The organism is Saccharothrix deserti (assembly GCF_009769385.1).
Classification (GTDB): Bacteria; Actinomycetota; Actinomycetes; order Mycobacteriales; family Pseudonocardiaceae; genus Actinosynnema; species Actinosynnema deserti.
Window position 1 is genome coordinate 196,494 of record NZ_VKAB01000023.1, and the last position, 14,441, is coordinate 210,934.

Here is a 14,441-nt window from a genome sequence, read left to right on the forward strand (position 1 = left end):
CCAGGCTAGTCGGTGCAGTCCCGCACCAGCCTGCGCACGGCGTTGACCTCGGCCGCGTCGCGCTGGTGCCGGGCCAGCCTGATCGCTGCCGCCGCCGGCATCGCCCGACGCGCCTCGACCCGCACCGAGTGGTCCACCCCCGACAGGAACCCGCGCACCAGCCGTGACCGGGCGAGCCGCTTGAACGGCCGCAACGGCGCCACCGCGATCGCCAGCCAGCTCAGCGCGACGTCGACCTTCCGGTCACCCTTGCGCGCGCTGCCCCAGTCGACGACCACCGGACCGTCCGGGCCCATCACCACGTTGCCGGGGTGCAGGTCGAGGTGCAGCAGGTCGCCGTCCCCGTCGCCGTCCAGGAACGTCGGTGCCGGCACCTCGTCCAGTCTGCGGTGCAGTTCGGCCAGCTCACGGCCCAGCGCGCCCGCGCGCCACGGCTTGGCGTCCAGTTCCTGCGACATGCGCGGACCGGGGACGTACTCCATGACCAGGTCCTGTTCCGAGGCGTGCGCCACCCTCGGCACCGGTATGCCGTGTCGGCGCAGGTAGCGCATCAACTCGGCCTCGGGCCCCAGGTCACGGCCCGCGCGGCTGCGCTTGACCAGCAGACCGTCCGGACGCAGGTAGACGTCCGCCTCCCGGCCGCTGGCCAGCAGACGATGCGCCTCGTCGCGCGATGTCATGTGACGATCATCATGATTGACAGCGCCGGCGCAACCCCCATTCGGGTAGAGGACACTTGCTCCGTGGATGTGTCACCCAAGGACAAGTTCGTCACCGTGTACGGCCGCAAGCCCGTGCTGGAAGCCCTTGACGACCCGCGACTCGAAGTCGACAAGGTCATGCTCGCCGACACGGCCCGCGGCCCGGCCGCCCGGGAGATCCTGGACGCGGCCAACCGCCGGGGCGTCACGGTCCAGCGGGCGACGGCGCAGCGGGTCAAGGTGCTGGCCGGGAACGGGAAGCAGGACCAGGGCGTGCTGGCGGACGTCGTCGCGCCGCGGATGCGTCCGCTCGAACTGGGGCTGCGCGACCGGCCGCGCAACGTGCTGGTGCTCGACGGCATCACCACGCCGGCGAACGTCGGCATGATCCTCCGCACCGCGACGGCCGCCGGGATGGACGGCATCGTGGTGCCGCGCCGGGGTGTCGCGTCGATCGACCCGATGGTGGTCAAGGCTTCGGCGGGGGTCGCGTTCCGCGCGCCGGTGCTCCGCTGCGCGACCGCCGCCGAGGCCGCCGCTTCGCTGAGCGCCGCCGGTTATCCGATCTTCGCGCTGGACGCGAACGCCAGGGAGTCGGTGTACTCGGCGGACCTGCCCCGGCGGGCGGCGTTCGTGCTGGGGAGTGAGACGGCGGGCATCTCGGACGACGTGCGGCCGCACGTGACCGGGTGGCTGTCCATCCCGATGGCGGCGGGTGTCGAGTCGCTGAACGTGGCCAGTGCGGCGGCTGTGCTGTGCTTCGAGGTCGTGCGCCGCCGGACCGCCGGCTGAGTTCGGGTTCGGGTTTCGGTTTGGGTTTGGGTTTGGGTGCAGCACGGGCGCCGGAGGGCCGCTCCGACACCCGCGCTGCTTCAACCCCGGCTGATCGGTGGCTCACCACTGCCTTTCGCACGCGGTACCCGTCGGTCCGCGCCGTTCCGATCAGCGCTATTCATTTCGGTGATCTTCGGCCGTGAACGCTTAGAACGTACGAGGGAAGTCGAGCGATCGGCAATTCACCGCTCGGGTGGGTTTTCGGTAGCCGTTCGTCACCGATTAACTCTGGAGGGGGACCTGGAGCAGTGTTTCCAGTTCCTCGAGGGTGGATTGCACGGACTGGTGGTGCACACCGACCATTCCGGCTGCCGCGGCGCCCCGGACGTTGACCGCGAGGTCGTCCACGAATACGCATTCGTGTGCGGGGAGGCCGAGGCGTTCGGCGGCGAGCAGGTAGATGCGCCGGTCGGGTTTGGCCATGCCGACCTCGCCGGAGGTGATGACGACGTCGAACAGGCGGGCCCACTCGGCCGGGGGACTCCACAGGCCGTCGGCGTTGGACAGCACGGCGGTGAGGATGCCCTGGTGGCGGGCCTGACGGGTGGCCGTGAGCAGGGGTGGTTCGAGGGCGGTGCAGTCGTCGCCCAGGTCGGTCAGCACGCCGCCGAAGTCGAGCACCAGTCCCCGCACCGTGCCTCCATCAGGTGATCTTGGTACGCAACTCCGGTGTTGGCCCTCGGTTCAGCATGCCACCTCAACTGCGCACCCTGTCGTCAACAAGGCCCGCCACCACCCAACACCTGCCGGCCGAGCCCTCGTCTCCCCAGACGCCCACGCCGCCCCACCCGGCGCTCGACGCCCGCCACTTCCTGTTTCCCCTGGTAGAGGCCTTGAACGGCCGCCGACCACCACGACAGCTATCCGCCACCTTCGGACCGGACGCCCTGACCACCGTGACCCGAGCCGCCACCCGAACCCAAACCCGCCTGGGTCGCTACCGCCTGTGCCACGTTTCCCCGGATGCGGCGGAACTCGCGGGCACCCTCCACATGCCGACAAAAGTCCGAGCCTTCGCCGCCCGAGTAGAACGCCGGGGTTCGCGCTGGCACTGCACCGAATTCCACCTACTCCCCTGACCACAACCTGCACATGAACCCGACCACCCGACCATGCGGTGTCCGAGTGGAGGCTTCGCCACTCACGCCAAGCCTCCACTCGGCCCGCACGCACCATTCACACGATCGAGTGGCAATACCGCGAAAATGTGTGGCGGGGGGTGGCTTGCTGAATGCGCGAAGCGGGGCACCGACCGCAGTCGGTGCCCCGCTTCGCTGGTGCTGGTGCTGGTGCCATTACTGGCGCGGGCCCTTGCGCTGGCCCTTGGCCTGGGCGCGGGCTGCGGCGCGGCGTTCCTTGCGGGTGCCGGCTTGGCCGCCGCCCTGCTGGGGGGTGTCGTTGCCGCTGGTCTCGGCGTCGCCGCTCTCGGACGGGCCGGAGTAGGTCAGGCCCTGCTGGCCACGGCCGTCGAGGCCCTTGCCGCGCAGTGCGGGCGGGATGGCGTTGCCGCTCTGGAGCTGTGCCAGGGCGGGGCCGGCGGGGGCCTGGTCGGCTTCTGCCTGCTGCTGGGCGGCCGCTGCGGCGGCTGCGCGGGCTCGGGCGCGGCTGCCGGCGAGGGGGCCGCCGTTGGAGATCGACACCTGGACCGGCGGTTCGGCGGCGGGCTCGGGTTCGGCGGCTTCCACCTGCAGGTTGAACAGGAAGCCGACGGTCTCCTCCTTCAACGCGTCCAACATGGCGTTGAACATGTCGAAGCCCTCGCGCTGGTACTCGATCAGCGGGTCGCGCTGGGCCATCGCCCGCAGGCCGATGCCCTCCTTGAGGTAGTCCATCTCGTACAGGTGCTCGCGCCACTTGCGGTCCAGGACGGAGAGCAGGACGCGGCGCTCCAGCTCGCGCATGGCACCGGGGCCGACCCGGCCGTCGATGTCCGCCTCACGTGCCTCGTACGCGGCCAGGGCGTCGGCCTGCAGCTTCGCCTTCAGCGACTCGCGGGTGACGTCCTCGTCCTCCTCGAGCAGCTTCTTGTGGTCGAGCGTGATCGGGTACAGCGTCTTGAGCGCCGTCCACAGCTGGTCGAGGTCCCAGTCCTCGGCGTAACCGTCGGCCGTCGCGCCGTCGACGTACTCGCCGACCACGCTGGTGATCATGTGCTCGACCTGTTCGCGCAGGTCCTCGCCGTCGAGCACGCGGTGGCGCTCGGCGTAGATCACCTTGCGCTGCTCGTTCATGACCTCGTCGTACTTGAGGACGTTCTTGCGGATCTCGAAGTTCTGCTGCTCGACCTGCGTCTGCGCGCTGCGGATGGCCCGGGTGACCATCTTGTGCTCGATCGGCACGTCGTCCGGCACCTTCAGCCGGGTCATGACCGTCTCGACCATCGCCGCGTTGAAGCGGCGCATCAGCTCGTCCTTCAACGACAGGTAGAACCGCGACTCGCCCGGGTCGCCCTGACGGCCGGAACGACCGCGCAGCTGGTTGTCGATGCGCCGCGACTCGTGCCGCTCGGTGCCCAGCACGTACAGGCCGCCGGCCGCGCGGACCTCCTCGGCCTCGGCCTTGACCTCGGCGGTGATCTCCTCGATCAGCTTCGCCCAGGCGGCCTCGTACTCCTCCGGGTTCTCCACCGGGTCGAGGCCGCGTTCGCGCAGCTCGTGGTCGGCGAGGATGTCCGGGTTGCCGCCCAGCACGATGTCCGTACCGCGACCGGCCATGTTGGTGGCCACCGTGACGGCGCCCTTGCGGCCGGCCTTCGCGATGATCAGCGCCTCGCGGTCGTGGTGCTTGGCGTTCAGCACCTCGTGCGGGATGCCCTTCTGCACCAGCAGCTTCGACAGGTACTCGGAGCGCTCGACGCTCGTCGTGCCGACCAGGACCGGCTGGCCCTTCTCGTGCCGCTCGGCGATGTCCTCGGCGACGGCCTCGAACTTCGCCTCCTCGGTCTTGTAGACCAGGTCGGCTTCGTCCTTGCGCTGCATCGGGCGGTTCGTCGGGATCGGCACCACGCCGAGCTTGTAGGTCTGGTGGAACTCCGCCGCCTCGGTCTCGGCGGTACCGGTCATGCCGCCGAGCTTCTCGTAGAGGCGGAAGTAGTTCTGGAGCGTGATCGTGGCGAGCGTCTGGTTCTCGGCCTTGATCTCGACGCCTTCCTTGGCCTCGATCGCCTGGTGCATGCCCTCGTTGTAACGACGACCGGCCAGCACGCGGCCGGTGAACTCGTCGACGATCATGACCTCACCGTTGCGGACGATGTAGTCCTTGTCCTTGGTGAAGAGCTCCTTGGCCTTGATCGAGTTCTGGAAGTAGCCGACCAGCGGGGTGTTGGTCGAGTCGTACAGGTTGTCGATGCCGAGCTGGTCCTCGACGAACTGCACGCCCGCCTCGGTGACGCCGATCGTGCGCTTGCGCTCGTCCACCTCGTAGTGGTGGTCCCGGCGCATCTTCGTGGCCAGCCGCGCGAACTCGACGTACCAGCGCGACGACTGGTCGGCCGGGCCGGAGATGATCAGCGGCGTGCGGGCCTCGTCGATGAGGATCGAGTCGACCTCGTCGACCATCGCGAAGTAGTGGCCGCGCTGGACCATCTCCTCGCGGCTCCACGCCATGTTGTCGCGCAGGTAGTCGAAGCCGAACTCGTTGTTCGTGCCGTAGGTGATGTCAGCGTTGTAGGCGACGCGGCGCTGCTCGGGCGTCATCTCCGACAGGATCGCGCCGACGGTGAGGCCGAGGAACCGGTGGATTCGGCCCATCCAGTCGGCGTCACGTTTGGCCAGGTAGTCGTTCGTCGTGACGACGTGCACGCCCCTGCCCGCGATCGCGTTCAGGTACACGGGCAGCACGGAGGTCAGGGTCTTGCCCTCACCGGTGCGCATCTCGGCGATCTGACCGAGGTGGAGCGCCGCGCCGCCCATCAGCTGGACGTCGAAGGGCCGCTGGCCGAGGGTGCGCTTGGCGCCCTCGCGGACGACCGCGAAGGCCTCCGGCAGCAGCTCGTCCAGGGACTCGCCTTCGGCGTAGCGCTTGCGGAACTCCTCGGTCTTCGCGCGCAGCTCCGCATCGGAGAGGTCGACGACGTCGTCTTCGAGGTTGTTGATGTGCGCTGCGATGTTGCGCAGGCGCTTGAGCATCTTGCCCTCGCCAGCGCGGAGCAGTCGGGACAGCACCATCCGGGTCGACCTCATTACCTCATCGCGACGCGCCCGGGGGACGGGCGCCTTCCACAGGGCTCGCCATGGCCATGGCGAGCCGTCTCCACCTGCCATCGTAGGCAAGTCGTGAAGCTGTGTGCACAGACACAGGTAGGAAGGGGTGCGGAACGCCGCGTAACGGCCTTCGCCGGGTCGGTCCGCCGGCCCGCGATCGGGCTCCGGGTGGTCGGGGTCAAGATCGCGTCCCGTGACCGGGCAGTTCGTGCCGGACCGGTGGACGCCCCTCGCAAGATCCGACGATTCACCCGCTTCGAGGTCACTCTGAGCACACCTGGAGGCCATCACGAGGCTGGCCGGCTCGCAGCGGGACAGCTCACGGCACCGACGCGACCTGACCACCACGCGAGGTCGCCGTCGGTCGTTCGCGACTCATTTTCCGGCGATCACGCTTTTCGATCGTCGGAAAATCAGGCGCGAACGACCGACCTCCCGGGCGACCGAGCCCGCGACGCCGGAGGCGGCGCAATCAAACACAGCAACCCCCGGCGTGCAAGGGACGCCGGGGGCCGCGAAGGTCGAGTGAGGGAACCGTGGTCAGGTGGCGCTCAGGCCAACCTGATCACGCCGTAGTCGAACCCCTTCCGGCGGTAGACGACGCTCGGACGGCCGCTGTCGGCGTCGGAGAACAGGTAGAAGTCGTGGCCGACCAGTTCCATCTCGTAGAGAGCCTGGTCGACGGTCATCGGCTTGGCCGTGTGCTCTTTCTCGCGCACGATCTGGCCGGGCAGGTTGTCCTCGACACCGTCTTCCCAGCGCTGCGCGGGCACTTCCGCCACGCCCTCGTACGCGGGTTCCGGCTCGGCCGCTTCCAGCACGGCGGTGTGGCCGAGCCACATGCCCTGTGCCTGGCTGCCATCTTGGTCGGTGTGGCCTTGGTCGGTGCGAGCCTGGTCTGGGCGACGGGGCAGAGTGTCCCCCAGTCCGCTGGTCGCCTCGGCGACCGACGTCGGGCCGCGTCGCCCGTGGTGTACGCGCCTGCGGTCATGCGAGCGCCGCAACCGGTTCTCGAGCTTCGTGACCGCGGAGTCCAGGGCGGCGTAGAAGTCGCCCGCACACGCTTCGGAGCGAACCACCGGGCCGCGTCCCTTGCCGGTGATCTCCACACGCTGGCAGTTCTTGGACTGCCTGCGGTTGGGCTCGTGGAAGAGCTCCACGTCAAAGCGGATGACCTTGCGGTCGTAACGCTCAAGCCGGGCCAGCTTGTCGGCGACGTGAACCCGGTAGTGATCGGGCACCTCGACATTGCGGCCCTTAACGACGATGTCCATACACGACCTCCCTCGCTTTGCTGCGAGCAATGGCTTTGGATCGCTTAGGCGCCGGATTCGCGATCATGTTCGCGAACTTGTCGCTGAGGGTTGCCCTCAGCCTTCCACCGGCGCCAGGGTCATGGGCTGTTCGCCTCCTCCCCGCGTGCCGGGAACGCTGATAGCGGTGCACGTTAGCCCGGTATTCGCCGCTGCGACAGCCCCTGGAGCGGGGTAACTCCAAGATTTTCTCGCCATGACGGAGAGTGACGAAAAACCGGTCCCGGCGGTGCGCCAGGTGGGCGCGCTGAGACATCCCGCTGACGGCCGCTCACCCGAACAGCCCAGCCCACCACGGGCACTCGACAGCAGAGCGGTTACGGCGAACGGCCTCTGCGCGGGCGTCATATCCGGCCAACGGTCGAGCGTCCCGGGAGGTTCCCGGCTGGATTCACCCGTGTGGGTGGCTTCGGCGGGCAGTTGTCAGCGTGAGCACGGCGGGTACCCGGAATCCGCCTGTTTTCAACACCGAAACGCACTCGCGTGCCGTCGATCCCGTGGTCACCACGTCGTCCAGCAGGACAAGTGGCGTTTGCGGTGGTGGCAGGCCTGCCGGAACGAGCCGAACCCGGCCCGTCAGATTCGCCTGACGGGACGCCGCGTCCAGCTTCGCCGAATCACGAACACCTCTCGCAAATGCGAGTGCGGGCGCCACGGAAAAGCCGGACGCACGTGCCACTCTCAACACGTGGGAACCGCCGCGGGCACGGGCGGCGGACGCGCGGGACGGCGCGGGCACGAGCCACGGATCGGGCCCGACACCCGGTAGTCGGGGCAGCGCGGCGGCGACCAGCGCACCGAACACGGCCGCCAGTTCGCGCCGCCCGCGCTCCTTGAACGCGAGCACCATCTCGCGCGCCGCGCCCGCGTACGCGGCCAGCGCGAACACCGGCGGCCCGGCACCGGGCACGCGTGTCGGAGGACCGAACAGGGCCAGGCAGCGAGCGCACAGGCGCACGCCCCACGTGCCGCAGCCGGGACAACGGGGCGGGAACAGCAGGTTGATCAGCATGGATCGACCATGCCGGCGCCCCCCGACAATTCAGGGGCCTCCGGCGAGGTGCGCGGAGTTCTCGATCGGGTGAATCGACCAAAGCCTGGTCGGACTGGCGGAAAGCCTGCTCAGCCGGGGTAGAAGGCCTGGGTGCCAGGCTCGACCTTGGTCGTGGAGGCGCGCCACACGTCACCGACGTCGCTCGCGCTCCACAGCCCGCTCTGGTCCACCGCCAGCACGGTCCGACCGGGCGCGGCGGTCACCGAGTTCACCGGCACGGTCAGGTTGGAGGTGTTGTACCGCTCCATCCGCATCCCGTCGATGTTGACCTTCGCGATCGGCCACGCGGCCAGCGACGTGCTCGCCACCACCACGTCCTGCGCCAGCCAGTCCACCGACAACGCGGCAGCACCGAGCACGGACGGCTGGAGGTACCGCGGCGCCCGCAGCGACACGGCCGAGTCCTGACCCCGCACCACCGCCGCCACCACGAGCCTCCCGCCGACCACGGCCGCCACCCGCGTGCCGTCACGCGACAGCCGCAGCTCGGTGATGCCGCCGAGCACGCCCATCTCGGACGCGTTGACCGCGTTCGCCGTCCACCCGCTGTCGGTCTTGATCACGCGCACCACGTTGGTGCCGTCGACCACCGTCCACACCTCGGTGCTCGGCTCGCCCTGCCGCCCGCTGAGCAGCCACGTCGGTCTCGTCATCGTGGTCGCGGGCAGGTCCACCAGCCCCAACGCCCCCTGCAACGGCCCCACCCGCAGCCGCACGGAGTCCTCCGCGATCCGGCTCACCACGGCCAGCTCGCTGCCGTCCATCGACTGCGCGGCGCTGACCACCTGGTACTCGCCCGCCCCGGCGGGACCCTGCACCGGGTCGCCGTTCATCTGCCTGACCCGCCCGCTGCTCACCAGCAGCCCGTTCAGGTCGGCGTTGGGCGTGGTCAGCGCCTCACCGGTCTGCACGTCCGCGGGCCGCCACTCGCCCTGGTCGGCGTTGATCGACTGGCCCTCGACCAGCACCCGGATCCGGCTGCTGGTGACGCCCGCCAGCGACTTCACCACCTGTGCCACGATCTGCTTGCCGACCTGCACCGTGATGTCACCGACTTTCGTCAGGTCGACTTCCAACGCGCCGTCATTGGCTTCGGAGGTGCTCTTGCGCTGCGCCGCGCCGTTCGGGATGGCCGTCACCAGCGCGCCCCGCATCCCCACCGCGGGCCCCTTGAGCAGCAGGTTCGTCACCCGGCTCGGGATCGACGTGGACGGCGCGATGACCACCCACCGCGGATCGGGCACGAGCACGCTGAAGTCCGGGCTGTAGAAGAACAACGTCACGCGCCGGTAGTTCTGCTGGAACCCGCCCAACGGCACGAAGATGCCGTCCGGGGGCTCCGAGATCCGCCACTGGTTCTCGCTGTCGCGCTCGATCCCGATCGGGGTGTCGAGGTTGCCGCCCTGCTGGATGAACGAGTTGTCCTCCAACTGGAGGCGGCCGACGTTCTTGCCCTGGAGCAGCACCGTGCGGCGCTTGTCGTCCGCCGTCACGACGGGCGTGGGCACGGTGTTGAACGTCGCGTCGATGATCGTCGGCGTGCCCTTGGTGTCCCACGCCTTCTTCGCCGCGTCCGTCATGTACGCCTTGGCCGCCGCGTAATCACCCTCGGGGTTGGCGGAGGCGTTGACGAACTCGCGGACCAGGGTCAGCGGTTCGATGTCCCTGATCGGCTGGGGCGCGGCGGGTTCGGAGACGTTGCCCGCCGACGGGTTGACCGGGATCGGCTGCGTCTGGGTCGGGATCGCGGCGCAGCCGGCGGAGACGCACACGGCCAGGAGCACCACGAGGAGCCTCACCGGACCTCCTCGCGTTCGCCGGTGACCGGTTGCGCGGGCTGCCACGTGATCTCCTCCTCGGTCAGCTCGACTTCCTCCACGGGCTCGGGCGCGTCCGGCTCCGGCTCCACCACGGGCGGCAGGTCGGACGGCTCCAGCGGCAGCGGGCTGGACGTCAGCTCGTGGCCGTGGCGGCACGGCAGGGTCATCCGGAACACCGCGCCGTGGCCGCGTTCGCCCCACGCCTCCAGCCAGCCGCCGTGCAGCCGCGCGTCCTCCAGGCTGATCGACAGGCCGAGGCCGGTGCCGCCGGTGCGGCGGTTGCGGGACGGGTCGGCGCGCCAGAACCGGTTGAACACCAGCTCCGCCTCACCGGGGCGCAGGCCGACGCCGCGGTCCCGGATGGTCACCGCGACCGCCTCGCCGTTACCGCGCAGCTTCAGCTCGACCGGCATGCCCTCGCCGTGGTCGATGGCGTTGGCCAGCAGGTTCCGCAGGATGCGCTCGACCCGGCGGGAGTCCAGTTCGGCGGTGACCTCGTGGTCGGGCAGGTCCATCACGATCGCGGTGCCGCTGCTGTTGGCGATGGCGCGGACCGCGTCGTGGGCACGCCTGGCGAGCACGCGGATGTCGACGACCTCGGCGGCCAGCTCCTCCACGCCCGCGTCGAGCCTGCTGATCTCCAGCAGGTCGCCGAGCAGCGATTCGAACCGGTCCAGCTCGTCCACCAGCAGCTCGGTCGACCGGGCCAGGCCGCTGGGGAACTGCTCGCGGGACGCGTGCAGCACGTCCGCGGCCATCCGGACGGTCGTCAACGGCGTGCGCAGCTCGTGCGACACGTCCGAGGTGAACCGGCGTTGCAGCTGGCCGAACTCCTCCAGCTGGTGGATCTGCCGCTGGATGCTGGCGGCCATCTCGTTGTACGACTCGGCCAGCCGCGCCACGTCGTCCTCGCCGACCACGGGCATCCGCTCGTCCAGGCTGCCGTCGGCGAACCGCTCGGCGATCTCGGCGGCCTGCCGCACCGGCCGCACCACCTGCCGGGTGACCAGGTTCGCGATGACGGCGAGCAGCAGGAGCAGCACCAGGCCGCCGACCACGAGGGTGCTCTGCACGACCTCGGCGGTGGCCTGTTCGCTGGTCAGCGGGAACAGCAGGTACAGGTGCATGGCGCGGGCGGAGCTGTTCACCGGTTTGCCCACGACCAGCAGCGTCGTCGGCCCGCTCTCCCGCTCGACGGTGGTGATCTGGTAGCCGGCGCTGCCCCGTTCGAGCATCTTGGACAGCCCGGCCGGCACGTCCTGGTACTGGCCGACGGCGATCGGCAGGCCGTCCGAGCCGGTCCCGACGGGGTCGAGGAGCACCGGGTCGAACGCGCCGGCGCCGGAGCTGGTCGGGTCCAGGTCCACGCCCGACGTGTTGATCTTGTTCAACGCGGTGGTGAACCGGGTCTTCACGCTGTCCGGGCCGGGGTTGAGGCCCGCCAGGTCTGGCTGGATCGCCGCCGCGCTGGCCTCGGCCTGCCGGACCGCCGCCTCGATCTTGGTCTCCAGCAGCTGGCCGGTGATCTGCACCTGGAGCACCATGCCGAGCACGAACACCACGGCGGAGGACAGCGCCAGCGTGCTGACGACGACGCGCAGCTGCAACGAACGCCGCCACAGCTCGCCGAACCTGGTGGCCTGACGACGCGCGCGTTCGACCACGCGGCGCAGTTCACGCGCCACGGGGTCGAACCAACGCGAGGTCATCTAGGGAGAACTCCTGTCACGGAGGGCCCGCCTTGTACCCGACGCCGCGGACGGTCAGCACCACCTCGGGGTGCTCCGGGTCGCGCTCGACCTTGGAGCGCAGCCGCTGCACGTGGACGTTCACCAGCCGGGTGTCCGCCGCGTGCCGGTAGCCCCACACCTGCTCCAGCAGCACCTCGCGGGTGAACACCTGGCGCGGCTTGCGGGCCAGCGCCACGAGCAGGTCGAACTCCAGCGGCGTGAGCTGGATCGGCTTGCCCTCGCGCAGCACCTCGTGACCGGGCACGTCGATGGTCAGGTCGCCGATCTGCAACACCTCGGCGGGCTCCGCCTCGGTGCGGCGCAGGCGGGCGCGGATGCGCGCCACCAGCTCCTTCGGCTTGAACGGCTTGACCACGTAGTCGTCCGCACCGGACTCCAGGCCGAGCACGATGTCCACCGTGTCGCTCTTCGCGGTGAGCATCACGATCGGGACACCGGACTCGGACCTGATCGCCTTGCAGACGTCGATGCCGTTCATGCCGGGCAGCATCAGGTCCAGCAGGACCAGGTCGGGCTTCAGTTCGCGCAGCGCGGGCAGCGCGCGTGCGCCGTCGGCCACCACTGCGGTGTCGAAGCCCTCGCCCCGCAGCACGATGGTCAGCATCTCCGCCAGAGCGGGGTCGTCGTCCACGACGAGCACGCGTGCCTTCATACCCAACATCGTCCCACTAGTGGTCGGAAGTCCACGCACCGCCCAGCGGTCATCGCTGCTGGTCGTCGTGCGCGTCCACTCCGTAGCCAGTCTCTGTCGCCGATCCACGAGCCCACCTCGTCTCGCTGCACCGGAATCGTCAGCGACTCATCGTCGAAGTGGTGACGTTTTGTTACTTAAGTACACTAATGGCTGAACCACCGGTCGAGTAGCTGGTCGACGCGCAGGTCAACGGTGCCGTCCAGCACCTCCCACGGCGACAGCCACCCGGACGCGGCCAACCCGTCGTACACGGCGGCGCAGCGCGCTTGGAGGCCTCCGTCGGACTCGTACAGGTCCCGCCCCCTGGCCTCTTCCGCCTCACGGTGGGCCGCGCGGTCCGCCGCGACCCCCGCCGGCACGCGCAGCAGCAGGTGCAGATCCGGGATCGGCAACCCGAAGCGATCCACCTCCAGCGACCGCAGCCACTCCACGAACTCGCCGTCGGCGCCCTGGTGCAGCCGGGCCGCGCCGTAGGCGGCGTTGGAGGCGATGTACCGGTCGAGCAGCACCACGTCGTACTGGTCCAGGTCGGCGCGGATCCGGTCGGCCGCGCCACGCCGGTCGAGGGCGTAGAGGACCGACATGCCGTACACCGAGTCGGTCAGGTCGCCGAGCCTGCCGTGCAGCGCGTCCCGCACCAGGTCGGCGTGCACGTCCTCGTCGTACCGGGGGAACGCGCCGGTGGCGACCTTCGCGCCACGCGCGTCCAGCGCCTCGGTCAACGCCTTGGCCAGGGTGCGCTTGCCGGCGCCGTCCAAGCCCTCGATCACGACGAGTTTTCCCACGAGAACACCCTAAGGGGCCCTTGCCTCTCACGATCGGCGGCATGACATCGCCCAGTCGGGTGATGAGAGATCCTTTCCGTCACCAGAAGGAGTGACTACGGTGAACCCCATTTCCGGTTGCGCGAAAGGGTGGTGCCGCGGTGACCGCGGATTCCGGGCACGCCAGACCCGTGGACGAGCCGGGGTCCCACCCTCCCGGGGGTCTGCCCGGCGGCCTCGCCGAAACGCTGCGCTACGGCCCCTTCCACCGGGCCCTGCACGACGCCATAGCGCACCGGGGCCTGTCGTTGGCCCGGCTGCGGGCGCATCTTGAGCAGCAGGGCGTGCAGGTCGGACAGTCCACTCTGAGCTATTGGCAACGCGGCCTGCGGCACCCTGAAGTGCCGCGCGCCATCGCCACCGTGCGGGCCCTGGAGACCGTGCTGAGGCTGCCGCCGGAGTCCCTGGTGGCACTCGTCGGCAACCGACCGCAGCCGCGGCCGACCAGGCCCACCGGCTGGGTGTCACCCGTGCCGGTGCTGAGCGAGTTCGAGGCCGTCACCGACATCGGGGCGAACACCGACATCGAGGTGCTGTCCGTGCACGACACCGTGCTGGTCGGGCCGGAACGGGAGCAGCGGTCGATCAGCACGCGGATGGTGGTGCGGGCGGCGAAGGCCGGGCCGGACCGGTTCCTGGCCGTGCACCAGGGCGACGAGGGCTGCCTGATCGACAACGCGCTGGTGCGGCCGGGCGAGGGCTGCCGGCTGGGACGCCTGCGCAGGCAGCTGGTCACCCGCGGGCTGGCGTTCGAGCTGCTGTTCGACCGCAGGCTCGCCGAGGGCGAGGAGCACGTGTTCAGCTTCACCGTGGTGGACGACACGGGCGGGCCGACCCCGGGACACCGCCGGACGTTCCGCGAACCGTGCCGCGGCTACCTGCTGCAACTGGCGTTCAACCGCCGCGCCCTGCCCGCCCGGTGCACCAAGCAGTTCCGGGTGGACGCCGAGGCGGCGCCGGTGGACCTGGAGGAGCTGGTGTGCGGGCTGGGCGGGTTCGCCAGCGCCTACTTCGAGGACGTCGGCCCCGGAACAGCGGGAATCAGCGTCGAGTGGACATAGCAAATGACATAGCGAACGGCCGGGGCGAAGAGAGCCCCGGCCGTTCTCAAAACTCGACTCAGTAGCGGTAGTGCTCGGGCTTGTACGGGCCCTCGACGTCCACGTCGATGTACTCGGCCTGGTCCTTGGTCAGCTTGGTGAGCTGCCCGCCCAGCGCCTCCAGGTGGATCCGGGCGACCTTCTCGTC

Annotated in this window: 13 protein-coding genes; 3 read left to right on the plus strand and 10 right to left on the minus strand. The window is 69.8% G+C overall.

Annotated elements, in window-relative coordinates; translation table 11 throughout:
* Window positions 1–5 precede the first annotated feature (5 nt).
* A complete protein-coding gene (locus tag FM051_RS32325; RefSeq protein WP_158850031.1) occupies window positions 6–680 on the minus strand; it encodes a phosphotransferase in 675 nt (224 codons plus the stop codon).
* A gap of 63 nt (window positions 681–743) precedes the next feature.
* Here FM051_RS32325 and FM051_RS32330 point away from each other — a divergent pair, with 63 nt between their 5' ends.
* The gene (locus FM051_RS32330; protein ID WP_420803641.1) at window positions 744–1,493 is read left to right on the plus strand and encodes a TrmH family RNA methyltransferase; all 750 of its coding nucleotides are present in this window, start codon (window positions 744–746) and stop codon (window positions 1,491–1,493) included.
* A 264-nt stretch (window positions 1,494–1,757) separates the two neighbouring features.
* Here the strand turns inward: FM051_RS32330 and FM051_RS32335 are convergent, their stop codons facing one another.
* Window positions 1,758–2,168: an HAD-IA family hydrolase gene (locus tag FM051_RS32335; RefSeq protein WP_158850035.1), complete on the minus strand. Its 411-nt coding sequence runs from the start codon at window positions 2,166–2,168 to the stop codon at window positions 1,758–1,760.
* Between the two features lie 56 nt (window positions 2,169–2,224).
* On the opposite strand from FM051_RS32335, the gene FM051_RS54090 reads away from it, so the two are divergent.
* Window positions 2,225–2,614 carry an Rv3235 family protein gene (locus FM051_RS54090; protein ID WP_420803642.1) on the plus strand — a complete coding sequence of 130 codons (390 nt, stop codon included), beginning with the start codon at window positions 2,225–2,227 and terminating at the stop codon, window positions 2,612–2,614.
* A 216-nt stretch (window positions 2,615–2,830) separates the two neighbouring features.
* Here the strand turns inward: FM051_RS54090 and secA are convergent, their stop codons facing one another.
* The 7 genes from secA to FM051_RS32370 all read right to left on the minus strand — a co-directional run bounded on the left by secA (window position 2,831) and on the right by FM051_RS32370 (window position 13,154).
* On the minus strand, window positions 2,831–5,701 hold the full coding sequence (gene secA / locus FM051_RS32340) for a preprotein translocase subunit SecA (RefSeq protein ID WP_158850086.1): 2,871 nt from the start codon (window positions 5,699–5,701) through the stop codon (window positions 2,831–2,833).
* Window positions 5,702–6,288: 587 nt separating this feature from the next.
* On the minus strand, window positions 6,289–7,011 hold the full coding sequence (gene hpf / locus FM051_RS32345; RefSeq protein WP_158850037.1) for a ribosome hibernation-promoting factor, HPF/YfiA family: 723 nt from the start codon (window positions 7,009–7,011) through the stop codon (window positions 6,289–6,291).
* Between the two features lie 430 nt (window positions 7,012–7,441).
* Window positions 7,442–8,062 (minus strand): ComF family protein, encoded by a 621-nt coding sequence (locus FM051_RS32350; protein ID WP_158850039.1) that lies wholly within the window; start codon window positions 8,060–8,062, stop codon window positions 7,442–7,444.
* 110 nt (window positions 8,063–8,172) lie between these two features.
* On the minus strand, window positions 8,173–9,903 hold the full coding sequence (locus FM051_RS32355; protein WP_158850041.1) for an LpqB family beta-propeller domain-containing protein: 1,731 nt from the start codon (window positions 9,901–9,903) through the stop codon (window positions 8,173–8,175).
* The gene (mtrB, locus tag FM051_RS32360) at window positions 9,900–11,633 is read right to left on the minus strand and encodes an MtrAB system histidine kinase MtrB (RefSeq protein ID WP_158850043.1); all 1,734 of its coding nucleotides are present in this window, start codon (window positions 11,631–11,633) and stop codon (window positions 9,900–9,902) included. The genes FM051_RS32355 and mtrB overlap by 4 nt, the downstream gene beginning before the upstream one ends.
* Before the next feature lie 16 nt (window positions 11,634–11,649).
* Window positions 11,650–12,327 (minus strand): MtrAB system response regulator MtrA, encoded by a 678-nt coding sequence (gene mtrA / locus FM051_RS32365; RefSeq protein ID WP_158850045.1) that lies wholly within the window; start codon window positions 12,325–12,327, stop codon window positions 11,650–11,652.
* A 185-nt stretch (window positions 12,328–12,512) separates the two neighbouring features.
* Window positions 12,513–13,154, minus strand: a complete 642-nt coding sequence (locus FM051_RS32370) for a dTMP kinase (RefSeq protein WP_158850047.1) — start codon at window positions 13,152–13,154, stop codon at window positions 12,513–12,515.
* Between the two features lie 140 nt (window positions 13,155–13,294).
* Between FM051_RS32370 and FM051_RS32375 the strand changes: the two genes are divergently transcribed.
* On the plus strand, window positions 13,295–14,254 hold the full coding sequence (locus FM051_RS32375; RefSeq protein WP_158850049.1) for a hypothetical protein: 960 nt from the start codon (window positions 13,295–13,297) through the stop codon (window positions 14,252–14,254).
* 58 nt (window positions 14,255–14,312) lie between these two features.
* On the opposite strand, the gene FM051_RS32380 is transcribed toward FM051_RS32375, so the two are convergent.
* Window positions 14,313–14,441, minus strand: a 129-nt coding sequence (locus tag FM051_RS32380) for an adenosylhomocysteinase (RefSeq protein WP_158850051.1), incomplete at its 5' end; no start/stop codon positions are given.

What these genes read in the sequence shown, in the direction of transcription:
- FM051_RS54090 (WP_420803642.1), top strand. Translation starts at nt 2,225, where the DNA reads ATGCCACCTCAACTGCGCACCCTGTCGTCAACAAGGCCCGCCACCACC.
- mtrA (WP_158850045.1), bottom strand. Translation starts at nt 12,327, where the DNA reads ATGAAGGCACGCGTGCTCGTCGTGGACGACGACCCCGCTCTGGCGGAG.
- hpf (WP_158850037.1), bottom strand. Translation starts at nt 7,011, where the DNA reads ATGGACATCGTCGTTAAGGGCCGCAATGTCGAGGTGCCCGATCACTAC.
- FM051_RS32325 (WP_158850031.1), bottom strand. Translation starts at nt 680, where the DNA reads ATGACATCGCGCGACGAGGCGCATCGTCTGCTGGCCAGCGGCCGGGAG.
- secA (WP_158850086.1), bottom strand. Translation starts at nt 5,701, where the DNA reads ATGGTGCTGTCCCGACTGCTCCGCGCTGGCGAGGGCAAGATGCTCAAG.
- FM051_RS32350 (WP_158850039.1), bottom strand. Translation starts at nt 8,062, where the DNA reads ATGCTGATCAACCTGCTGTTCCCGCCCCGTTGTCCCGGCTGCGGCACG.
- mtrB (WP_158850043.1), bottom strand. Translation starts at nt 11,633, where the DNA reads ATGACCTCGCGTTGGTTCGACCCCGTGGCGCGTGAACTGCGCCGCGTG.